The 22,353-nt window shown below is 62.9% G+C and carries 20 protein-coding genes; 17 read left to right on the top strand and 3 right to left on the bottom strand.

Annotated features, from left to right (window positions below; translation table 11 throughout):
* The gene (locus ACIQTZ_RS14205) at window positions 1-1,185 is read right to left on the bottom strand and encodes a Gfo/Idh/MocA family protein (RefSeq protein ID WP_402981763.1); all 1,185 of its coding nucleotides are present in this window, start codon (window positions 1,183-1,185) and stop codon (window positions 1-3) included.
* 188 nt (window positions 1,186-1,373) lie between these two features.
* On the opposite strand from ACIQTZ_RS14205, the gene ACIQTZ_RS14200 reads away from it, so the two are divergent.
* The 16 genes from ACIQTZ_RS14200 (at window position 1,374) to ACIQTZ_RS14125 (ending at window position 19,643) form a co-directional block, all read left to right on the top strand.
* On the top strand, window positions 1,374-2,141 hold the full coding sequence (locus ACIQTZ_RS14200; protein WP_402981761.1) for an SDR family NAD(P)-dependent oxidoreductase: 768 nt from the start codon (window positions 1,374-1,376) through the stop codon (window positions 2,139-2,141).
* Window positions 2,142-2,194: 53 nt separating this feature from the next.
* On the top strand, window positions 2,195-3,952 hold the full coding sequence (locus tag ACIQTZ_RS14195; protein ID WP_402981759.1) for an IlvD/Edd family dehydratase: 1,758 nt from the start codon (window positions 2,195-2,197) through the stop codon (window positions 3,950-3,952).
* Between the two features lie 9 nt (window positions 3,953-3,961).
* Window positions 3,962-5,008: a D-2-hydroxyacid dehydrogenase gene (locus tag ACIQTZ_RS14190; protein ID WP_402981757.1), complete on the top strand. Its 1,047-nt coding sequence runs from the start codon at window positions 3,962-3,964 to the stop codon at window positions 5,006-5,008.
* A 32-nt stretch (window positions 5,009-5,040) separates the two neighbouring features.
* Complete coding sequence (locus ACIQTZ_RS14185; protein ID WP_402981755.1) at window positions 5,041-6,501, top strand: APC family permease; 1,461 nt, start codon at window positions 5,041-5,043, stop codon at window positions 6,499-6,501.
* Window positions 6,502-6,527: 26 nt separating this feature from the next.
* Entirely contained in the window at window positions 6,528-7,538 is a 1,011-nt protein-coding gene (gene iolG / locus ACIQTZ_RS14180; RefSeq protein WP_402981753.1) for an inositol 2-dehydrogenase, read from the top strand.
* Between the two features lie 408 nt (window positions 7,539-7,946).
* Complete coding sequence (locus ACIQTZ_RS14175; protein ID WP_402981751.1) at window positions 7,947-8,762, top strand: ATP-binding cassette domain-containing protein; 816 nt, start codon at window positions 7,947-7,949, stop codon at window positions 8,760-8,762.
* Window positions 8,759-9,757: an ABC transporter permease gene (locus ACIQTZ_RS14170; protein WP_402981749.1), complete on the top strand. Its 999-nt coding sequence runs from the start codon at window positions 8,759-8,761 to the stop codon at window positions 9,755-9,757. The genes ACIQTZ_RS14175 and ACIQTZ_RS14170 overlap by 4 nt, the downstream gene beginning before the upstream one ends.
* 60 nt (window positions 9,758-9,817) lie before the next feature.
* Window positions 9,818-10,786 carry a sugar ABC transporter substrate-binding protein gene (locus ACIQTZ_RS14165; RefSeq protein ID WP_402946696.1) on the top strand — a complete coding sequence of 323 codons (969 nt, stop codon included), beginning with the start codon at window positions 9,818-9,820 and terminating at the stop codon, window positions 10,784-10,786.
* Between the two features lie 126 nt (window positions 10,787-10,912).
* Window positions 10,913-13,849 (top strand): FAD-binding and (Fe-S)-binding domain-containing protein, encoded by a 2,937-nt coding sequence (locus ACIQTZ_RS14160; RefSeq protein WP_402981747.1) that lies wholly within the window; start codon window positions 10,913-10,915, stop codon window positions 13,847-13,849.
* Window positions 13,850-14,047, top strand: coding sequence for a hypothetical protein (locus tag ACIQTZ_RS14155; RefSeq protein WP_402946700.1), 198 nt, complete (start codon window positions 13,850-13,852; stop codon window positions 14,045-14,047).
* A 130-nt stretch (window positions 14,048-14,177) separates the two neighbouring features.
* The gene (locus tag ACIQTZ_RS14150) at window positions 14,178-14,375 is read left to right on the top strand and encodes a hypothetical protein (RefSeq protein ID WP_144663148.1); all 198 of its coding nucleotides are present in this window, start codon (window positions 14,178-14,180) and stop codon (window positions 14,373-14,375) included.
* 84 nt (window positions 14,376-14,459) lie between these two features.
* Window positions 14,460-14,921: a hypothetical protein gene (locus ACIQTZ_RS14145; protein WP_402946702.1), complete on the top strand. Its 462-nt coding sequence runs from the start codon at window positions 14,460-14,462 to the stop codon at window positions 14,919-14,921.
* Between the two features lie 35 nt (window positions 14,922-14,956).
* Complete coding sequence (locus ACIQTZ_RS14140; protein WP_402946704.1) at window positions 14,957-15,622, top strand: TetR/AcrR family transcriptional regulator; 666 nt, start codon at window positions 14,957-14,959, stop codon at window positions 15,620-15,622.
* Window positions 15,623-15,724: 102 nt separating this feature from the next.
* Complete coding sequence (locus tag ACIQTZ_RS14135) at window positions 15,725-17,188, top strand: APC family permease (protein ID WP_402946706.1); 1,464 nt, start codon at window positions 15,725-15,727, stop codon at window positions 17,186-17,188.
* 831 nt (window positions 17,189-18,019) lie between these two features.
* The gene (locus tag ACIQTZ_RS14130) at window positions 18,020-18,613 is read left to right on the top strand and encodes an RNA polymerase sigma factor (protein ID WP_402981745.1); all 594 of its coding nucleotides are present in this window, start codon (window positions 18,020-18,022) and stop codon (window positions 18,611-18,613) included.
* Window positions 18,579-19,643, top strand: coding sequence for a CU044_5270 family protein (locus ACIQTZ_RS14125; RefSeq protein WP_402946710.1), 1,065 nt, complete (start codon window positions 18,579-18,581; stop codon window positions 19,641-19,643). The genes ACIQTZ_RS14130 and ACIQTZ_RS14125 overlap by 35 nt, the downstream gene beginning before the upstream one ends.
* A 357-nt stretch (window positions 19,644-20,000) precedes the next feature.
* Here ACIQTZ_RS14125 and ACIQTZ_RS14120 read toward each other — a convergent pair whose 3' ends face one another.
* Complete coding sequence (locus ACIQTZ_RS14120; protein ID WP_402981743.1) at window positions 20,001-20,726, bottom strand: hypothetical protein; 726 nt, start codon at window positions 20,724-20,726, stop codon at window positions 20,001-20,003.
* Window positions 20,717-21,082, bottom strand: a complete 366-nt coding sequence (locus tag ACIQTZ_RS14115; protein ID WP_402946714.1) for a hypothetical protein — start codon at window positions 21,080-21,082, stop codon at window positions 20,717-20,719. The genes ACIQTZ_RS14120 and ACIQTZ_RS14115 overlap by 10 nt, the downstream gene beginning before the upstream one ends.
* 488 nt (window positions 21,083-21,570) lie before the next feature.
* Here ACIQTZ_RS14115 and ACIQTZ_RS14110 point away from each other — a divergent pair, with 488 nt between their 5' ends.
* A complete protein-coding gene (locus ACIQTZ_RS14110; protein WP_402946716.1) occupies window positions 21,571-22,125 on the top strand; it encodes a recombinase family protein in 555 nt (184 codons plus the stop codon).
* Window positions 22,126-22,353 lie beyond the last annotated feature (228 nt).

Raw genomic sequence — 22,353 nt, 5'->3', positions numbered from 1 at the left:
CTAGGCTCCGTACGTGGTGATCCCTGTGACTGCCGGGACCTCCACCCAAGCTGAAGAGTCTGCGCTGCGCAGCGAGGCATCAACCAGCTCCGATGCCGACCAACCATCGGCCACAGAGGGGCCGAGCTGCTTGCCTTCGGCGACGGAGCGCAGGAACAGCGCAGCCTCAATCGTCTTCAGATCGTTGAACCCAATCCCGGGGCCGGCATTCGGCTGGAAGCGCCCGAACTCACCGTAGGACGGCGGCGTCATGATGGTCCGGTACCCGCTGCGGTCCGTGGCGACCTCCAGCTGGTTCATCCGCTCGAAGTTCCAGCGGACGGATCCTTCCGTGCCGTAAACCTCCACAATGTATTCGGCGTGCGGGCCGATCGCCACGCGCGTTGTCTCAAACATGCCCACTGCACCACCCTCGAACCGGGCAAGCATGGCCGTGTAGTCCTCGTTCTCCACCTCACGGGTCACATCCGAAGCTTCACCCTTGTCGAAGGAGTTCGACGACGTTCCGGCCGGCAGTGGACGTTCCTTGATGAAGGTTTCCGTGACCGCGTTGACCGAGGTAATGCGGCCAACCAGGAACTGGGCCAGGTCGAAACCGTGGCTCAGGATGTCGCCCAGGACGCCGGAACCAGCGCGGGCCTGCTCGTAGCGCCAGGTGAACACTTGGGTCGGGTCCGAGGCGTAGCTGGTCAGCAGGCGGATCTGCACGTTGGTCACCTTGCCCAGCGCCCCGGAACGGATCAACCGTCGTGCCTCGGCGATGGCCGGGGTGTGCCGGTAGTTGAAGCCCACCGAGGTAATCAGCCCGGCAGCTTCGGCGCCCTGGGCGATCTCCCTGGATTCCCGGGCACTGCGGCCCATGGGCTTCTCGATCCAGAAATGCTTGCCGGCTTCGATGGTGGCCAGGGCGATTTCGTGGTGCAGGAAGTTGGGGGAGCAGATGGAGACGACGTCGACGTCCGGGTTCTCCAGCACCTTCCTGTAATCGGTGGCCGTTTCCTTGTAACCGAGCGCGTCCTCGGCGTGGTGACGGCCGGCGTCGTCGGGGTCTGCGGCGATCACAAGCTCGGGGTGGCGCGGCAGTTCGGGGAAGAACTGCTTGGTGGCGAGGTAGGCGCGGGAATGCAGGCGCCCCATCCACCCCACCGAGATGAGGCCAACGCCAATGCGGTTCTGGTCTTCCAAAGTGGACTCCTTAGTTTGTGCCGCTCTCCGGCGGTGCTGTGCCGCACAGAAAGGCGGCATCTGCGGATCAGCCTATGGACGCCAGGAGTGTGCGCTGTGTCTCAATCTGAGACATCCGGCGAAGGCCTCCGGCTGTTTGAGTAGAACGTACTAGTCCAGTAACGCCAAGAAAGAGGAGCCCGTCGACGATGATGGACCGCAGCACGTGGAATCGAACGGAACCCCTGCGGGTGCTCGTCACAGGCGCGACGTCCGGCGTCGGAGAAGCGACCGCAAAACTCTTCGCAGCGCGGGGTGCGCGGGTGGCTCTTTTGGGTCGCCGCGCCGGAGAGCTGCAACGGGTTGCGGAGGAGATCGACGGCGGTGCACACCAGGTGGTTGCCGACGTCGCCGACGCCGAATCGGTCCGGAACGGTGTCCGGGGAGCGATCCATTCCCTCGGCGGGCTCGACGTGGCCATCAACGCCGCGGGGGTTGCCGGCTACGCGCCGCTCGAAGACCTGGACGAGCGCCGCTGGCGCGAGGTCCTGGACACCAACCTCTCCGGTACGTTCTACGTCGCCCGGGAGGCGGGGCTCCACCTGCGCCGGTCCGGGGGAGGGGCAATCGTCAACGTCGCGTCGGACCTCGCCACCATGGGCGTCGCCGGGCTGGCCCACTACTGCGCCGCTAAAGCCGGCGTCGTGGGACTCACCAAGGCGCTGGCCGTGGAACTGGCGCCCGATGTCCGCGTCAATGCAGTGTGCCCGGGCCCTATCGATACCCCCATGTTGCGGTCAGGACTTGAGTTCGAACCAGACCCCGTCCTGGCCCTCCAGCAGAAGGAAAGCACCGTGCCGCTCAACCGCCTCGCCGATCCGGAGGAGGTGGCGGCAGCCATCTACTTCCTGGCGGTCGAAGGCACCTTCGCCACCGGCACCAGCATGGCGTTCGACGGCGGCACGTCCGCCGCGTAGCTGGCCTCACCCACGTCTTTACAACGAGCACAAACCAAGGAGCTTTGAAGGATATGTCCGAGTCGAATTACAACGATCTCCGCAGCGCACGCTGGTTCGCGCCGCATGACCTCACGGGATTCGTGCACCGCACCGCCATCCAGGCCGAAGGCTTCTCACGCTTCGCCATCAAGGACCGGCCGGTGATCGGCATCGCCAACTCGTGGTCGGAGCTGGTCAACTGCAACATCCATTTCAAGCTGCTGGCCGAGGCCGTGAAGCGCGGCGTCCTGATGGCCGGGGGTTTGCCACTGGAGTTCCCCACCATCTCCCTGGGCGAGAGCCTCATGAAGCCCTCCGCCATGCAGTTCCGCAACCTGATGGCCATGGACGTGGAAGAATCCATCCGGGCCTACCCGCTGGATGCGATCGTGCTGCTGGGCGGCTGCGACAAGACGGTTCCTGCCCAGCTCATGGGCGCCGCCAGCGCCGATATTCCCACCATCATGCTCACCGGCGGCCCCCAGGAGCCGGCGCACTTCCGGGGCAAGCAGCTGGGCGTTGGCACGGACACGTGGAAGTACGCGGACGAGCTGCGTGCAGGCAAGATTACCGAGGCCGACTTTGACGAGCTCGAATCCGCGGCCAAGCCCTCTGCCGGACACTGCAGCGAAATGGGCACGGCCTCCACCATGACGTCGCTCGTTGAAGCGCTGGGCATGTGCCTTCCCGGCACTGCGTCCATTCCCGCCGTCGATTCACGCCGCGGGCAGGCAGCGGAAGCCACAGGCCGCCGGGCGGTGGAAATGGCCGTGTCGGGCCCGAAGCCCAGCGAAATCCTGACCAAGGAAGCGTTCGACAACGCCATCACGCTCCTCATGGCCGTGGGTGGCTCGACTAACGCCGTGGTCCACCTTCTGGCATTGGCGCGGAGGGTTGGCTACGAACTGCAGCTGGATCGTTTCCATGAAATCTCCCAGCGCACCCCGCGGATCGTCAACGTCCGCCCGTCCGGTGAGTACCTGGTGCAGCAATTGTTCCAGGTGGGCGGCATCTCCACCGTTCTCAAGGAACTGACACCACTCTTGAACAAGGATGCAATCACGGTCACCGGTGAGTCCCTCGAAAAGGGCTACCGTAACGCACCCGAGCCGGATGGCGTCGTCGTCAGTAAACTCGAGACGCCCTTTGACGCCTCCGGCGGCATCGCCGTCGTGCGTGGTTCCCTGGCCCCCAACGGTGCCGTGATCAAGCGCAGCGCCGCCTCCAAGGACCTGCTGCAGCACAAGGGCTCGGCAATTGTCTTTGACGACATTTACGATCTCGGACGGCGGATCGACGATCCGGACCTGGACATCACCGAGGACTCGGTCCTGGTGCTCCGCAACAGCGGTCCGGTCGGCGCGCCCGGCATGCCGGAGTGGGGCATGCTGCCCATCCCGGAGAAGTTGCTGCGCCGCGGCATCCGCGACATTGTGCGCATCTCCGACGCCCGCATGAGCGGCACCGCATTTGGCACAACCGTGCTACATGTCTCGCCCGAGGCCGCGGTAGGTGGTCCGCTGGCGATCGTCCGCGACGGCGATCCGATCGTGCTGGATGTCGAGAACCAGCGGCTGGACCTGGACCTCCCAGAGGAAGAAATCGAGGCCAGGCTTGCGGAGCTCAAGCTGCCCGAGCCCAAGTACCGGCGTGGCTATGGACGATTGTTCATCGACCACGTCAACCAAGCGCACGAAGGCTGCGACTTCGACTTCCTCAAGGGCCTGCCGGATGAGGAGCCCCAGCGGCTGCCCTACGGCCTGATGAGTGGCTGGCAAGGCGGCTGGTAGGAGGCCGCAATGACGAAGACGACCAACCAGGAGGAAGTAAGCGTGTCACGACCCAAGGTAATTGCAATAGTCCAAGAGGGCCGTCCGGTGCCTCCCGTAGAGCGCCTGAAGGATGACGCCGACGTGGTGGTGGTCCGGACGGCGGAAGAGTTCCGTGCCGCGCTGCCTGGAACGGAGATCCTGTTCCTCAACGACTTCCGCACCAAGCTGCTGCGCGAGGTGGGACCCGGGGAGTTGCGGTGGATCCACACCTCCAGCATCGGCGTGGACAGCCTCATGACCCAGGAGATCATCAACAGCGACATCGTGGTAAGCAACTCGCGGGGTGTCTGTGAACGCCCCATCGCCGAGTGGGTCCTGGGCGTGCTGCTGATGTTCACCAAGGACCTGCGCCGCACCATCGAGCTGCAGCAGGCCCGGGCGTGGCAGCACCGGGAGACCGAGCCGCTGCTGGGCCGCAAGGTGCTGGTGGTAGGACCGGGTCCGGTGGGACGCGAAACTGTGCTGCTGCTGCGTGCTGCGGGAATGGATGTGACCGTCGTAGGGCGGTCTGCCCGGGACGACGCCCAGCTCGGAGCGATTGCTTCTTTCGACGAGCTGGATGTGCTCCTCGGCGAGGCCCAGGACGTGGTGCTCACGGTCCCGCTCACCGAGGAAACCCGTGGGCTGTTCAACGCGGCCCGCTTCGACAAGATGCGTCCGGGTGCCCGCCTGGTCAACGTGGGCCGTGGGGCCGTGGTGGTGGAGCAGGACCTGCTCGATGCGGTCGATGCGGGGCACCTGGGCGCTGCGGCCTTGGATGTCTTCGAGAACGAGCCCTTGGCGGCCGAAAATCCGCTGTGGAGCCGCAGCAACATCCTGGTCTCGCCCCATGCGTCCGGGGACCTGATTGGATGGCGGGGCCGTGTGGTGGACTGCTTCGCGAAGAACCTCCAGCAGTGGAAAACGGGCCAGCCGCTGAACGACGTCGTCGACCTGAAAAAGCTGGGCGGAACCGCTCCAAATACGGTGTCCCAAGCTGGTACAGTGCTCCCACAATCCGCGTCGGTAGTGTGATTCAGCACTCTAAATTTCGTGACGAGGATTACATGTCTAGCTCAACAAAAGGGAAGCCGATAGCGCCTACCCAGACCCAGGAACACAAGCTCAGCGGCAACATGGGGGTGGGCGAGCTCGTGATGAACGTGCTCGCCTTCTCGTCCCCGCTGACCACCGTTGCAGGCACCCTGCCTGTGATGCTCCTGTTCAGCGGCCACACCGCTCCCGGAATCTACCTCCTGGTGACGTTGATGCTGCTGATCTTCTCGGTAGGCTTCGTCAAGATGAGCCGGAGTGTCGAAGCGCCCGGCGGCTTCTACTCCTTCGTCACAGCGGGCCTTGGAAAGCCTGCGGGTCTTGGCGGGGCCCTCCTGGCCCTGGTGGGGTATGTCTTCATCGGCTTCTTTGCGCCGTCCCTGTTTGCCCTGACGCTGCAGAGCTTCGTGGTAAACACCCTGGGCGGCCCGGACATCCCGTGGTACTGGTACGGGCTTGGCATCATTGCCGTCACCACCCTGCTGGCCTACAACCGCATCGACTTGTCCGCGAAAGTACTGACGGTCGTCATGCTGCTCGAATCCGCCGTGGTCATCATCTTCGACGTCGCCGCGTTCGCTTCCGGTGACGTTTCCCAAGGGGTCGGATTCTCCATGCCGTGGATAACCGACGCCGGATTGGGCCTCGCGCTGCTCTTCGCTGTTGGCAACTTCTTCGGCTTCGAAGCGACAGTCATTTACCGCGACGAGGTCAAGAATCCGGACCGGACCATTCCCCGGGCAACCTACTTGGCCGTCGTCGGCATTGGTCTGTTCTACGCGGTTGCGGCGTGGGCATACACGGCCTTCCTGGGAGCGGACAACGTCCAGGAAGAAGCCAAGGCGAATACCGTGAACCTGTTCAACGACGGCGCGATTGCCTTGGTGGGCAAGATCTTCGCGGACATCGGTGTGGTCCTGCTCATCACCTCCATCCTGGCTTCCATGCTTTCCATCCAGAACATCGCTGCGCGGTACAGTTTCTCGCTTGCCGCTGACGGCGCGCTTCCGAAGGCCCTGGGCCGGGTGCACCCGCGGCATAAGTCCCCTTACATTTCGGCAGTGGGCGTGGGCCTTGTCTGGGCTGTGGCCACCGTGGTGTTCACTCTGGTGGGAGTTGCTCCCGAGGCCCTTTACCCGATCGCCAGTGGCAGCGGCACGTTCTCTGTCCTGCTCCTGATGTTCATCACAAGCTTCGCCGTGCTGGTGTACTTTGTCCGCCGCCGCAGTTTCGCTCCGGAATCCGTATGGAAGACCATTGTGGCGCCGATAGTCAGCGTGATCTTCCTTGGCCTGATCACCTACTTGGCAATCGCGAATTACCCTGAGCTGATCGGCGGCTCCATGGTCATGACGGCCATTTTCATGACCTTCACTTTCGCCTTGTTCATTGGCGGAATTATCTACGCCTATTTCCTGCGCTCGAGGCGCCCGGATGTTTATGCGCGCCTGGGCCGGCAGAAGATCGAGCAATAAACCACCTCAACATCTGGAGACCTGCAATGACGCAACAGATCAGGGTTGGCCTGTTCGGGACCGGCAGGATCGGTCAAGTGCATGCCATGAGCCTTGCAACACTCGACGAAGCAACGTTGGCCTGGGTGTGCGACCCCTTCATTGAGGGTGCCAAGCAAACGGCCGCCGAGTTCGGAGGCCGCGTGAGCGACGATCCGGAGGAAGTGTTTGCCTCCGGGGAAGTCGATGCCGTCATTGTCGCTTCGCCGACGGCCACCCACGTGGACTTGATCGAACAGTCGATCGACGCCGGCATCCCGGTGCTGTGCGAGAAGCCCATCGACCTGGAGATCGGGCGCGTCGACGCCCTCCGGGCCAAGGCGGCTGCTACGGATGTACCGATCGCCCTGGGCTTCAACAAACGCTTCGACAGGCACTTCGTGGAGCTCAGGCGGCGTGTGGGGGCCGGTGAGATCGGTGCCCTGGAACAACTGATCATCACCAGCCGGGATCCAGGAGAGCCCCCTGCGGCCTATCTGCCCCAGTCCGGCGGAATCTTCCGGGACATGACCATCCATGACCTGGATATGGCCCGCTACTTCCTTCCGGACATCGTGGAGGTCTCGGCCCAGGGCGCCAACGTCTTCAGCGACGGTATCCGGCAGGCGGGCGACTTCGATTCCACTGTGGTCACCCTCCGGGGTTCCAAGGACGAACTCGTGACCATCTTCAACTCCAGGCATTCCGCGTATGGCTACGACCAGCGCATCGAGGCCTTCGGATCCACCGGCCTGCTCCAGGTGGCCAACAAGAACGACAGCCTGGTGCGGCATTGGGGTGCCCGGTCCGTGGAGGGGGCAGGCCCGTACCAGAACTTCTTCCTGGAACGCTACGCGGAGGCGTACCGGCTGGAAGTCGCCGAGTTCCTCCGCGCGGTCCGCGGCCTTCCCTCCCGGAGCCCCGGCTTCGAGGACGGCCGTGCTGCCTTGATCCTGGCCGACGCGGCGGAGAAGTCTGCCCGGACCGGAGCTGCCATAGCCGTGGAGCTGTCCGCGTAGCCCGTTGACTGCCCGGTTTGGGCACGGATTCTTTCGCAACAATCCGTGCCCGGGCCGGGCTTTGTCCTTTTAAGGGCTTAACGACTTATCGGCTTATCAGCAAAGAATTTGTTTCCCGCAGCAACAATTCCGGCGGGTCCGTGTTCCAAAGTGGCACACATACCGGGTTATCCCATCCGTCAAAGTTCAAGTAAGTGAAACAGTGTGGCGGAGGTCACGCAGTTATGGGGCTTTCTTGAATGACCCCGGATTCTGCAAAGTCGAACAACGTTGTTTGATGGTCCATCGCCAAAGGTGTTTCACCGGTTCATTTGCATGGCCCTATCAAACGAGGATGAGATGACCGACGCACCACCGGCGACAACTCCACTGGTCGCCCTAAAGGACATACACAAGACATTCGGGGCGGTGTCCGCTCTGCGCGGAGTCAGCATCGATGTCATGCCCGGCGAAACCTTCGCTCTTCTTGGAGACAACGCCGCCGGCAAATCAACGCTCATGAAAGTTCTGACGGGCGTCTACCAGCCCGATCGGGGCTCGATCGAGCTGGACGGGAAGGCCACTGCGTTCCCCACCCCATCGGCATCCCGGGACCAGGGTGTCGAGATGGTCTACCAGGACTTCGCCCTGGCCGACAACCTGGATGTCCGGACCAACATCTTCCTGGGCCGCGAGCCCCAGAAGAACATCCTGGGTCCGCTGTTGAGGATCATCGACAGGAAGAAGATGGAATCCGAGACCAAGCGCGTGCTGGAGCGCCTGGACATTCCCATCAACCCGCGGCTCAAGGTGAAGCGACTCTCCGGCGGCCAGCGGCAGGCTGTGGCGATCGGACGCGCGCTGGCCTTCGACGCCCGCTTGATCATCATGGACGAGCCCACCGCGAACCTGTCGGTGGCCAAGGTGGACAAGCTCATCGAGGTCACCCAGCGACTCAAGGACCTGGGCATCGCGGTCATCATCATTACGCACCGCCTCGACGAAGCCTTCGCAGTGGCGGACCGCTTCGCCGTCATGCGCCAAGGGCAGGTAGTGGGACGCTTCCGCGTGGGCGAGGTCTCCGAGGCCCAGGTGGCCCACCTGATTTCCCACGGCACCTTGGACGACTACGTCGACCACGGCAGCGGCATTCCCGAGGACCGCCGCAAGATCGGAAGCACTTCATCCATGGAAACCGTTGATGCCTTCTCCGCACGCGGTACCACCAACGGGAGCGGCTCATGAGCATCACCATGGACAACCTCAAGACCAAGCTGGGTCCCGCCGACCTTAAGGAAGGCCTCACCGCCACCAAGGTCAAGCGGTTCATCGGGGACTACGGCATCATCATCCTGTTCGTGGTGATCCTCGTCTTCCTCGCCGCAGCGGCCCCGAACTTCCTCACGCTGAACAACATCGTGAACGTGGTCAGGCAGTCCTCGATCATCGGGCTGATCGCGTTGGGAATGACCTTCATCATGATCACGGCAGGAATCGACCTGTCCGTGGGATCGGTAGTAGGCCTGGCCGGCATGACCTTCGCCCTGCTGGCCCCCGCCAGTGGCGGAGCCTTCTGGCTGCCGCTGGTCGCCGGCCTTGGCGTCGGCCTCCTGGTCGGTTTCCTCAGCGCAGCAATGGTGGTCTGGGGAGCCATCCTTCCCTTCCTGGCAACGCTGGCCACCATGGCCATAGCCCGCACGGCGGCGCTCGTGATCACTGATGGCCAAGTGGTCTCCGGCCTGAGCGGTCCGGCCGAGTGGTTGGGATCCGGGTTCATAGGCCCGGTCCCCGTTCCGGTCATCATCTTCCTGGTGGCTGCCATCATCTGCGAGTTCGTACTGAGCCGTACCAAGTTCGGTTCGCACGTCTACGCCGTGGGTGGCAATGAGGAATCTGCCAAGAAGGTTGGCATCTCAACAGGCCGGGTGCTCTTCATGGTCTACCTCATCGGTGGCGTTACCGCCGCCCTGGGTGGCCTGGTTCTCACAGCCCGTCTGGACGGCGCCGCGCCGGTGGCAGGTACCGGTTACGAACTCCAGGTGATTGCCGCCGTCGTGATTGGCGGAACGAGCCTCTTTGGTGGCGTCGGCACCATCCGCGGAACCGTCATCGGCGTGCTCCTGTTGGGCGTGGTGATGAACGGCATGAACCTGATGGGCGTTTCCTCCTACTTCCAGCAAGGCGTCCAGGGCGTGATCCTGGTGCTCGCCGTCCTGCTGAACCGCTGGAAGTCGGACTAACCAAAACACACGCAACAACAATCTCCCAACGCACAGACAAAACCACTGAAAGGAACAACCATGGGTATGCGACGTAAGATCGCCGCGGCGGTCGCCATGATGGCAGCGGGGGCACTGACCCTCACCGGCTGCGCGGGAAGCAGTAACGCGACCAGCAGCGGCGGGGCGGCCAAGACCTACAACATCGGCGTTGTGGTCCTTGACCTGCAGGACCCGGACCTGGCCCACATGACCGACGCCATGAAGAAGACGGCGGATGAAAAGGGCGTCAAGCTCAACATCACCGACTCCAAGAAGGATGTTGGCAGCGAACTGAACCAGGTTGAGGACCTCCTCACCCGCCAGGTGGATGCCGTGATCATGCAGCCCCTGGATGGCGATGCCAGCCAGAACGCGGCCAAGCGGGTCATTGCGGCCAACATCCCTCTGTTCATCCTGTCCACCGAGTTCGCCGAGGGCTCGGATGTGGGCTACAAGAGCTACATCGGCGTGGATGACACGGTGGCAGGCCAGATGCAGGCCGAATACCTCAACAAGCTGATGCCCAACGGCGGCAACCTCGTGTTCGCAGCTGGCATTTACGGTGCCTCGTGGACCGATCGCCGCAAGTCCGGCTTCGACAAGACCATCAACAAGAACTTCAAGATCGTGGCGGAATTCCAGGCCAAGGGCAGCCGCGATGACGCCAAGCGCAACATGGAGGACACCCTCCAGCGCTTCCCGTCCGGCCAGATTGACGCGGTTGTTGCCAACAATGACGAGATGGCCATTGGTGCCGCCTCCGCCATTGCCGACGCGGGCCGCACTGCCGAGTTCAAGGCCGTGGTGGGCGTCGACGGCACCGAGCCGGCGCTGCAGGACATCAAGGGTGGCACCATGTCAGCTACCGTCCGCCAGGACTCTGCGGGCCAGGGCGTCAAGGCCGTTGAGGTGGTCACCGACTTCCTCAACGGTGGAAACGTGGACAACCGCTACACGCTGCCGTTCACGCTCATCACCAAGGACAACCTGTCCGAGTTCCTGAAGTAACCACTCCGAACCAAGGAACGGGCACAGCGGATCCCTCCGCTGTGCCCGTTCTGTTTTGGCACACTCCGCCGGGGTGCCGTCCTGCCTAAACTTCCAGCGGACCACTACGAATTGGAGACGGCAAACATGCCCCACGGTGACGATGGAGACACGAAAGCAGAGCAGTTGCTTGCCGCCTTGCGCGCGCAGGGCATCGAGGTGGATGACTCTCCGCGACGGCTCTCCGAATACTCCTACGATGCTTCCAACTACCGTGTCCGGCCAGCCGCCGTCGCCTTTCCGGCAAGCATCAAGGACGTCAGGAAAGTGTTGCGCGCCTGTTCCACGCTTGGCGTCCCGGTCACCGCACGCGGCGGCGGAACGTCCATGGCAGGCAACGCAATCGGCCAATCCTTGGTGATCGACCTTTCGCGCCGCCTTACCTCAGTGGGAGAGCTCGACGGCGGCAAGGCGGCGGTCTGGGCGGACGCCGGCGTCATCCTTGGCGAACTGCGCTCCTACGTCGAGAAGGCGAGCGGCGGGGAGTTGACCTTTGCCCCGGACCCTTCATCCATGACCCGGGCCACCATTGGCGGCTCCATCGGCAACGACGCCTGCGGAAACCACTCAGTGGCCTACGGGCGCATGACCCAGCACGTGCAGGAAGTGGAACTCGTGACGGCGGACGGAGCGCACCTGCATGCGGGACGCGACTTTCTCCGGGCCGTGGACGCGGGTGACCAGCACTCCGTCGCCAAGGCCGCGGAACTGCTGGCGGGCCTGAAGGAGTTGGCCCAAGCCAACCTGGCCCCGCTGCGGGTTGAGCTGGGGAACATTCCCCGGCAGGTCTCCGGCTACCACCTGGGGCACCTCCTGCCGGAGAACGGCCTTGATGTGGCGGCCGCCTTGGCGGGCAGCGAAGGCACGTGCGCCCTGGTGGTCCGGGCCAAAGTGGGATTGGTGCCGAAGCCCCGGACCACGGCACTCCTGTGCCTTGGCTATGCAAACACCATCGACTCTGCCCGCGATGTGATGACCATCCTTGCTGCCAAGCCCAGCGCCATCGAGGGCCTGGACGCCTCGATCGTGGACATCATGCGCCACCGCCGGGGTGCCGCCAGTGTGGACTCCCTCCCGCAGGGCAAGGCGTTCCTGATGGTTGAGTTCCCGGCGGACAGCATCGAAGAAGCCGCGGCTGAGTGCGACCGGCTGCTGGAGAAACTCACAGCCGATGGCCGCGTGGTGGACCACGCGATCGTTACCGAGCCGGCAGAACGGGCCAAACTGTGGCGGGTCCGCGAAGATGGCGCAGGACTTTCCTCGCGCAGGATCGACGGAGTCCAGACCTGGCCCGGCTGGGAGGACTCCGCGGTCGCTCCCGAGCGCTTGGCGGACTACCTCGCGGAACTGCTGCCACTCGTGGAGAAATACGGCTACACGGCCTTCATGTACGGGCACTTCGGTGCGGGCTGCGTCCACATGCGCCTGGATTACGACCTCCGAAGCGATGCTGGCCGGGAGTCCTTTGAGAACTTCACCCGCGAAGCAGCGGCCCTCGTGGTGGCTCACGGCGGCTCGCTTTCCGGGGAACACGGGGACGGCCGGGCACGCAGCGAACTGCTGGACGTGATGTATTCGCCCGCGATGGTGGGCATCTTCAAAGCGTTCAAACACCTTTGGGATCCTGCCGGAATCCTGAACCCGGGAATCATCGTGGACCCCGAGCCCTTCGCTGCCTCGCTGGCTCTCGAAGGCGTGCCCCTGCCGGGGCCCGCGCACGGTGAGCCTTCCACGGCGCCGGGTGCCGCCGTCGTACTTTCTTCCGAAAACCGCAGCCTGCTCCCGGTGGTGAGCCCGTTCGTCGGCAACACCCACGCGTGCATCGGCGTGGGCCGCTGCCGGGCGACCACCGGCGGTTTCATGTGTCCCAGCTACCGCGCCACGAAGGACGAGAAGGACTCGACGCGGGGCCGGGCCCGTGTCCTGCAGGAACTGACCCGCACCAAAGGCACCAGCCACGGCGGCTGGTCCAGCCCCGAGGTGCGGGAAGCGCTGGATCTGTGCCTTTCCTGCAAGGCCTGCTCGGCCGACTGTCCCACGGGGGTGGACATCGCTGAAGCCAAGTCGGAGCTGGTGGATGAGCACTACCGCGGCAAGTTCCGGCCCTTTACGCATTATTCGATCGGGTGGCTGCCGCGGTGGCTGCCGCTGTTGACGCGCATCGCACCCCTCGCCAACGCGGGGACCGGCTTCCGTCCGTTCCGTTGGGTGGGTGAAAAGCTGGGCGTCAGCGCACGACGGCGGCTGCCGGACTTCGCGCCGTCGGGCCGCATCCGGCGGCGGGTACGGGAAGCGCAGTTCACGGACAACGCGGACGTCCTCCTGTTCATCGACAGTTTCACCCGAGCCTTCCGTCCCGAGGTGGTCCCGGCCGCCGCCCGGGTGCTGCGCGACTCGGGGAGCTCCGTGGGCTGCACGCCGGACGCCTGCTGCGGGCTGACGTGGATCTCCACCGGACAGCGCGACGGTGCCCGGCGCCGCTTGGCCCGGTTGATCAGCAGGCTCGACGACGGCACGGACCGGGACATTGTTGTGCTGGAACCGAGCTGCGCGGCAACCATCCGCGACGAGGGGCCCAAGATGGTGGGCGGGGCGGCGGCCGCGCGGGTGGCTGCCAGGGTCCGCTCGTTCTCCGTGGCAGTTGACGAGGCGATCAAGCGTGGCTGGAGGCCATCCGCCGTTCCACCCGAAACCGCCGTCCTGCAAACCCACTGCCACGAGCACGCCGTGTTTGGTTCGGGTGCCCAGAAACGGGTCCTGGAGGCATGGGGCGTGCCGAACCTCGTGGAATCGTCGTCGTGCTGTGGAGTGGCCGGAAACTTCGGTTTTGAGGCCGAGCACTTCGACATGTCCATGAAGGTGGCTGAACACTCCATGGTGCCGGCGCTGGAGAGCGGTGACGGGCTGGTGCTCACCGATGGGTTCAGCTGCGCCATGCAGGTCTCGCAGATTGATCCCGAGCGCTCCAGCAAGCATCTGGCGATTGCCCTGGATCCGCTGAGCGCCAAGTGGACGGAGGACTAAATGGTGTACCTCGGTATTTTCCTCATCCTCGCAGCGGCCGGACTGCGTTTGGCGGGCGGGCATTTCGCGGGGTCGTCCCGTGAAGCCCGGTCCACCGCCAGCTTCCGCGGCGTCCATGCGGTTCCTCTGGGAGCGGCGGCCTTCCTGGTTGCGGCGAGCGGTGTATTTATCGCCGCTGCGGGCATCAGCCTGGGCTGACTTGCGGCCGTCGCGGGCTGTGTCCAGAAGGTGGCCCAACCGTGTCCCAAACTGACACGGTTGGGCCAGGGTCCCGGGACGGATGCTGGAAGTAACCCAATAACCCCACCTACTTTGAGAGTTGATCTCGATGATGAACAAGAAGCTCGCACACGGACGGCACGTCGAGTGGCTGCGGGCGTCGGCACACTTCAACGAAACCGATCTCGGCGAACGGACCGACCTTCAGCTGAAGCGCTCCGGGAAACTTGTTCACCGCCTCCTTCAGGACATGGCAGAAGGCCGCGATACCAGCGACGCCTCGCCCTGGCCGACGCCTGGCTCCTGACACCCATAATCTGCGGTCCGTAGCGCTTGTTCCCTGGCACTGTGTTCAGGCGCTGCGGCCGCTTCTTCATTCCAGGAGGCAGAGATGGCCAGGCATGAATCCGGAGGGATGGCAGCCGCGTCCCCGGCAGGCTCGGCGCCGGGGGATGACCCGCCATCAACCCTCGTGATTCCCGTCGACTTCGGCGGTTCGGCGGGGCCGGACCTGGCGACGGCGTGCCTGCTTCTGGCCATGCCACCGCGAACGTTGATCAGGCGCCTGTGCCGGACCAAGCACACGGTCAGGTGGTTTTCGGCCCCTGCGGCCTCCGCCCTGATCGAAGTGCCGTGGGGGAGCGACTGGCACCAGATGGGCTATGCGGGGAGGCGCGTCAAGACAGTGCCCCAGGGTTCCCTCACGCTCTCGGCCCTTGGCGTCACCCTCACAAGCTGCGATGGATACACGGACGAGCTCGTAGTGGGCCGGGTAGGGAAGCGTTTTGCCGACTGCCTCATTGGGCGAGGCGACTCGGTGTGGCTGAGGTCTTCTCAAGCTAACGACTGTTAGTTAGACTCATTCTGTTACCACCCTTTGAGGATGAAATGAGTCCATCTCCGCGTGAGCAGGCGAACGCTGCTGTCCAGGAGTTCCTGTCGAAACGTGACTGGTCGTCGCAGACGCCCGCCCGGAAACGGATTCTTCTGGCTTTCCTTCGGCTGGCCGCCACGAACGGTTACAACTCGGTGAGCATGCGCACGCTCGGCCGCGAGTTGGGACTCAAGGCGCCGAGCCTCTACTCCAGTTTTCCGCAGGGCAAGGACCAGATTGTTGCCGAGTCGCTTCTCTGGTTTACCCATGGATTCGCCCGCGAGCTTCTGGAAGCCGTTCAGCATATTCCCTGCGCGGATGACTCTTGGGCGGCCCTTGTCCGCTTCCATGTTGCCCAGCAGGTAAGCAGGCCCGAGGCGGAGCTCTGGAACCTGCTGGTTGCCTCGGACAGGGTGGCGGGCTTCCTGGGTGAAGGCCTGCGTCATGAGTTGGTCTATTGGCAGAACCTGCACGAGCAGATGTATGCGGCCGCGGCGGAGGAGATGGGGTTGGCGGTAGGCCACCAAACCATTCAGGCCATTTTTACGCTGCTCGACGGCGCTGCCCATTGGTCCGCCTGGGACGGCACGGCTGCCCAGCTGGAAAGCCTGGCGGACCACGGGGTGGCGCTGTCCCGTTCCTTGCTCGACGTCGGCGCCGTAAGCCGCGCCGGTACGTAGCCGGCGCTGTCCCAACATGGCGCTGTCCCAACATGGCACACAGCCCTTCCCTACCCCGTCGCTACTGTGATGTGGAACTCAATATTCAGTGATGAGGATTACATGAATAACACCACCCTTGACGCACCAAAGGTGTCGCGTCAGACCCAGGAGAACCGGCTCAGCGGCAACATGGGAGTCGGAGAGCTCGTGATGAACGTGCTCGCCTTCTCCTCACCCCTGGCCACGGTAGCGGGAACCCTTCCAGTCCTGCTGATGTTCAGTGGGCAGACAGCGCCGGCCATTTATTTGCTGGTCACGCTCATGCTGCTGATCTTCTCCGTGGGATTCGTCAAGATGAGCCGAAGCGTCCAGGGTCCTGGTGGCTTCTACTCCTTCGTCACGGCGGGACTGGGCAAGCCGGCCGGCCTTGGAGGCGCCTTCCTCGCCCTCTTCGGCTATATCTTCATTGGCTTCTTCGCGCCGACCTTCTTTGGCGTGACGCTTCAGGGCTTCGTGGTCAACACCCTGGGAGGACCCGACATCCCCTGGTACTGGTACGCGCTGGCCATTACGGCCGTCACCACGCTGCTCGCCTACAACCGCATTGATCTTTCAGCCAAGCTGCTCACTATAGTCATGCTGCTCGAAGTGGCCGTCATTGTCGTGTTCGATGTGGCGTCCTTCTCGGCCAACGGACTGGAAGCGGTGCAGGGAGTGGGCTTCGCGCTGCCTTCGATCACCGACGCAACACTGGGCCTGGCGCTCCTTTTCGCAGTAGGCAACTTCTTCGGTTTCGAGGCAACGGTGATCTACCGGGACGAGGTCAAGAACCCGGACAAGACCATCTCCCGGGCCACGTATCTTGCCGTCGTGGGCATCGGTATCTTCTATGCAGTGGCAGCGTGGGCTTTCATCGCCTTCTTTGGTGCGGACGGAATCCAGGCCGAGGCCTCCAGCAACACCGTCAACCTCTTCAATGACGCGCTCGTGGGCCTCGTGGGACGGATCTTTGCCGACGTCGCCGTCATCCTGCTCATTACGTCAGTCCTGGCGTGCATGCTGTCCATCCAGAACATTGCCGCAAGGTACAGTTTTGCCCTTGCTTCAGACCGCGCCCTCCCCAGGTTCCTGGGACGCGTCCACCCGAAGCACAAGTCGCCGTACGTCTCGGCATTGGCCGTGGGCCTCGTCTGGGCGGCCGCAATCGTGTTGTTCACGGTCCTCGGCGTTGCCCCCGAGGTGCTCTATCCGATCGCCAGCGGCAGCGGAACCTTCGCTGTGCTGCTCCTGATGTTCATCACGAGCTTCGCCGTCCTGGTGTACTTCATCCGCCGCCGAGGGTTTGCGCCGGAATCGGTGTGGAAAACCATCGTTGCACCCATCATCAGCGTTTTGTTCCTTGGGGCCATCACCTACCTGGCCATTGCCAACTACCCGGAGCTCATCGGCGGATCGGCGGTCCTGACCCTGATCTTCATGACCTTCACATTCGCGCTTTTCTTCGGCGGCATCGTCTATGCCTTTTTCCTGCGGACCAAGCGACCCGACATCTACGCCCGCTTGGGCCGCCAGCGGATCGACTGAGCCGGAACGGGCGGCCGTGGGGGCACGGGGCCGCCTCAATCGACAGGTAGCCGGAACCCTGGCCGCAGGCTCTTACCCAGCCGGAGGAGACACTATAAGGCCAAGGGCCGGCACCCTTCGGCCAGAACCTCCAGGGGCTTGGGCGAAGGCCGTTGCAAGCCATCCAGGTACACGCGGTAGGACACCACGTTCGAGCTCGCCGGGCCCGTGGCGCAGTCGCACGAGTAGACATGCGGCATCCATGAATTGCCAAACAACGCCCGCATCCAGGCCTCGCACTCATTGGCCGAAAGCCTGGCAGGGAGCCCGCTCTCTCCAAGGCACGGTCTATGAAGCAACCGCCTTTGCAGTTCCCTTTATCGCAGCAGTTGCCGTTGGTGATGTCCCAGACTCGATCCGCGTACCCTTGCTGGCGCTCTTGGGGGACATCTCTATCGGAGGAAGCTACGCGGCTACGCACGGGTCTCACTCGGGTGCCTACGGAGATCAGGTAGGCGTCCTCGTCACTGAATCACTCGCCACTTCCATGAGACGCTTCACAACGCTACAAACGCCCGAGCTCGTAGCACTGGTCCAAGCGATCCAGTCACTTCTTGAACACTCAACCGACGCACACCGCGAGGCGGTTGAGTCCACAGTCGACTCTGCTCTCACGCTCGTTCAGCAGTAGAAGCGGCGCCCGTAAGCCGGTGGCTCTCCGCACGCCTCATAGTGTCCGATATGGACTTCTTCGCCGGGTGCGGCCTGGGCGAAGTACTCTTCGGTGTAATCGATTCGACATCGGGAAGGCCTCTCCGTGAACCCTTTTGCGGCCAGCGGGCAATACATAGTGTGAGCACAGATAACGACATCATCAGGCGGTCTCGGGACAGCCCCGAAGCTTTCGGGGAGTTGTACGACAGACACGCGTCCATCATTTATAGATTTGCAGCCAGAAGGGTAGGCGACTTCGTCGCTGACGACGTTACATCCGAAACCTTTCTGGTCGCATGGGAACAAGTTGAAAGCTACGACCTCGCCCGGGAGGATGCCCGGCCCTGGCTGTTCGGGATCACCACCAATCTGCTCCGACGCCACCGCCGTGCCGAAGCGACAGTACTGAGACACGCGGCGAGGGCTTCGTCCCGGGAGGCAATGGCAGACGAGACGGACCGGATAGCCGCCCAAGTCGATGCCGCCGTTGCCGCCGGGCGCATCGCCAAGACCCTCAAGGGCATGGCTGCCATCGATCGTGAAACGCTGCTGCTATACGCGTGGGCTGACCTGACCTATGAGGGCATCGCCCTGGCGATGGACATTCCCGTTGGCACTGTGCGGTCTCGCCTGAACCGTGCCCGCCGCGCACTTCGAACCCAGCTCAACCTGACACTTGATGAAACGGAGAAGGACCATGGACGACTTGCAGCTGCTCCGCGAAATGCGTAGCGACATCGGCTCGGCACCGCCGGCGACCTTGGCCCGTGGCAGGGAAAGAGTCATGGCCAGAATCGGCCAGGCACCCGCGACGTCGGCCCGGGGAGAAATCCTGGCAGAAAGCAACGTCAGGCAGGTCCGTTTCCGGCGTCGTGTCCTGCTGGCGTCAGCAGCCGCTGCCGTGCTCGTAGGTGGAATTGTCGTGGCCGATGTTGTCAGGCCCACACCCGGAGCTACGGCCGAAGCTGCCGAAGTCCTGAACAATGCGGCCCTGGCGACCATTCAGGCCTCCGACCCGGTCGTAGGGCCCGGACAGTACCTGAAAGTGGATACAAAGGCTGTCTACGCCTCAACTATCGCAAGAGAAGACGGCACAGCTGTCTCGTGGCTCGATAGCACGGGTGGTCAGGTCTACATCCCCGCTGACATTTCCGGCGAATGGGTCTGGAACCGTGAACCACGGATTCCGACGACGTTCTTCAACGAAGAATCCCGGGCAGAAGCCCAACGACAAACCGTCCGGCCGAGCAATCCGAACTCCGACGGCCCTCAGCTTGAGGGTATTATCCGCGGCCAGGCCGGTGCCTTCTACGGCGGCAGTCCTGAACAGATCCTTGGGACACCCCTCGTCGAGGCCATTAGTTCCTTCCCGCGTGACCCGCGAGAACTTCTGGATCTGATTTACGACAGGACCAAGGGCAAAGGCCCGTCGCCGGAGAGCGAGGCTCTGACCTCGATAGCTTCGGCACTTCGGACCGGTGTTATTCCGGCTGACTTGCGAGCCGCACTGTACAAGGCGGCAACTCTAATTCCCGGTGTCGTCGTCGCGGACAAACAAGCGACCCTCGATGGGAGGCAGGGAGTCGCCTTGGGCGTCTACTGGGCCGGTGGAAAGTTCCGCGAAGACATCATCATCGATCCGGCCAACGGCCAAATGATTGGGGAGCGCACGATGTTCCTTGTCGATGAGTCCGGGATTCCCGCCAACACGGCCGCTGGCTGGACCTCAGTGAAAACCTCCGTCGTGGACGCGGCTCCCTAGCCCTGAAGGGGAGTGAGGCGCCGTGCCGGCCGCTGTTTAGAGTTGAACGGCGAGCCGGAGCCGTCGCGGACGGGCGTTCTGCCCGAGCCGAATGGTGGGAGGAGATCACGCACTCGAGATGGCTCGCTCTTTGTCTAGCGTCGGAGCGTCCGCTAGAGGATCCTCTACCGGGCGCCGGACCCATACAGGTGAGGACGGGATCCATCCGGATAAGGCGTCCAGACTGGATGGTCGAGCCACACTCCTTGGGAAAGGAAATCCCTTCCTTCGCCGTCCGGATCACCCAAAAACCGGCCTGTAAATGTGCCCTCAAGGATCGTAGGGTGGCCCCGCCCGGTTTTGAGCGGGGCCACCCTACTACTGCTGGAACCAGACATCTCCAAGAAGTAGACCAGGTGGGCTCTGTTGTTGGATGGTTTCGAATTCATTGTTGGCAACAAAAAGCTGTGCTCTGACCGGATTTTCACCTCGGGCGTTGATGCCTTGTCCAACGGAGATCACCAGGCCTTCAGGAAGGCCCGCAAGCGCGTTACTGACCGCCGACACGTCTTCTGCGGTCCACGAAGCCGTGACCACAAGTAGATAGCCGCTCTCGAAGTAGGAGCCGAGGAGATGTTCCACCTCATTGCGGTCCTGTGCAGCGACCACCGTGACCTTCTCCCCGGGGCGCACAGTGAGCACTGTACGAGAAATAACCTTTCCCTCACCAAAGAGACTCTGGATCAGTTCCTCTCTTGCCTGTTGGGCTGCAGGGTTCAGGACCCGTTCCTTTGGCCTTCGCTGGGCGCTGAGCTGCTTGGTCAGCTGTACAACGCTTTCAGTAATAGGATCCGGTTTTGGTGGCTTTTCTTGCCAGGAAGTGACAACAAGACCCTCTCGTTCCCACCGGGCGTCCAGCTCGCCGTGCACGATGGTTCCGTTTGCGCCGGCAGGGACACCCTCGAGAACTTCAATGCCCGCCTTTGCTCCCGCGGGAAGCTGGGGTGCCCGGTGCGTGAACCAGGTGCGCTCATCTGCCTGGGTGAGCCAACCCTGTGCGTGGACCAGGGAATTAACCGGTATTAAGGAGTCCTCTAGCCGCATAGGGGTGCCGGTTCCTTGCTCGAACCTGCGCCGACCAATACGTCTGTACGAGGTCCACTGGTCTTCTCTGAAGTGGTTGGAGCGATGCAGCCGAAACCATCATCGATAAATGCGTCCATTGACCATTTGTCATCGCCTGGGCCGCGATAGCACTGGAAGCCTATCCAATCCGGCTGTGATTGGAGCATCCTGTTGCCTTGGCTCATACAGGTGGCTTCGCTGTAGAACCAGTTGTTGTAGTACCGCTGTTTGACTTCAAGCGCCTGTGCCGGCGCTGCCGCAACGAAAAAGAATCCCGCGACGAGAGCCAAAGCGGCGACGACCGACGTCAGAAAGCGACGTGGAGTGCTGTTCATCCTATATCCCCCTATGAATAGGTGTCCCACGTGGACACACCCACAACCTTTGCAGGGCGAATATCAGAGTCAAGTCAAATGGTCCCCAACTATTACTCTTAGGCAGCAGCCGGACAGCAAGCGGCGACCGTGCTCGTTTCGATCGAACTTGCCTTGCAGCAGAGTTGAACCAACGCACGACACCACTTGGCGGACCTTTGCCTCAATACTCCACAAAATCCGACAAGGCGGACGGGGGAGGTGCCCGAATGAAGGTTCACGGCAGTCTGCGGCGGTGGCGCGGCCCGCTAGTCGATCCTCAAACGGCACGTCAAAACCGCCAAACCGAGCTGTGAAAAGCCGCCATTCTGAACTAACAGTCACACGCTGGCGACACGCCGGTGAAAGTGCGACTTAAACGTGAGACACCCGTGGGGTGCGGACAAAACTGCATCCCACGGGTTTTTGTCTCTCCTGGTTAGGTTGGTGCCATTGAGGAAAGGGAAGCTATGGCACTGATTGGGTTGGTTCGCGTAAGCACCGACGCGCAGGAGACGCAGCGGCAACACGATGCGCTGGGCCCGATCTGTTGGCGGGTATTTGAGGAACGGGTCAGCGGCAAGCTCGCCGTTGACGAACGCCCCGGGCTGACGGCCGCCGTGAATGAGTTGCGGCCGGGGGACATGCTTACGGTGATCGAGGTGGACCGGCTGTCCCGAAACCTGCTTGACGGGCTGCTGACACTGAACGAGTTGTTCCAGCGCGGTGTGGCCGTGAAGATCCTGGACGGCATTGCGGCAGGCGAACACACTGAGCGTTCGTTCCTGTTGGATCTTGCCCTTGCCCTGGCTGAGGACCGGCGTCGGGATATTTCCCGCAAAACCAAGGACGGACTGGCCGCAGCTGCACGACGCGGCCGCCGAGGCGGACGGCCCTCCAAGATGACCCCTGACCGCCTGGAACAAGCCCGCCACATGCGCGCAGACAGAATCTCCTACCGCCGCATCGTCCAAGCCCTGGGCGTCAGCGAAATAACCATCCGCCGCGCCTTAGGAAGTATTTAGCGGACCCCGGACGCGGACACTCACCAAAGGCACCGACACGGCCAGCGTGTTTTATGACCGGTTGACTGGCACCTTAATCGGCAAATGACTAGCCTGACCGAAAACCGGAGGGGGAGCATGAGGCTCACGGTAAAAATTCGGAAAGCAACTGATGGCCGCTTGGAACTCCAAGTATTGGAAATGCCGGAACTTGAAGTCGTAGTGCGGAAATTCAAGGAGATCCCGCAA

The organism is Paenarthrobacter sp. NPDC090520, from assembly GCF_044769205.1.
Classification (GTDB): Bacteria; Actinomycetota; Actinomycetes; order Actinomycetales; family Micrococcaceae; genus Arthrobacter.
This window is presented reverse-complemented; position numbering and strand designations above follow the sequence as displayed.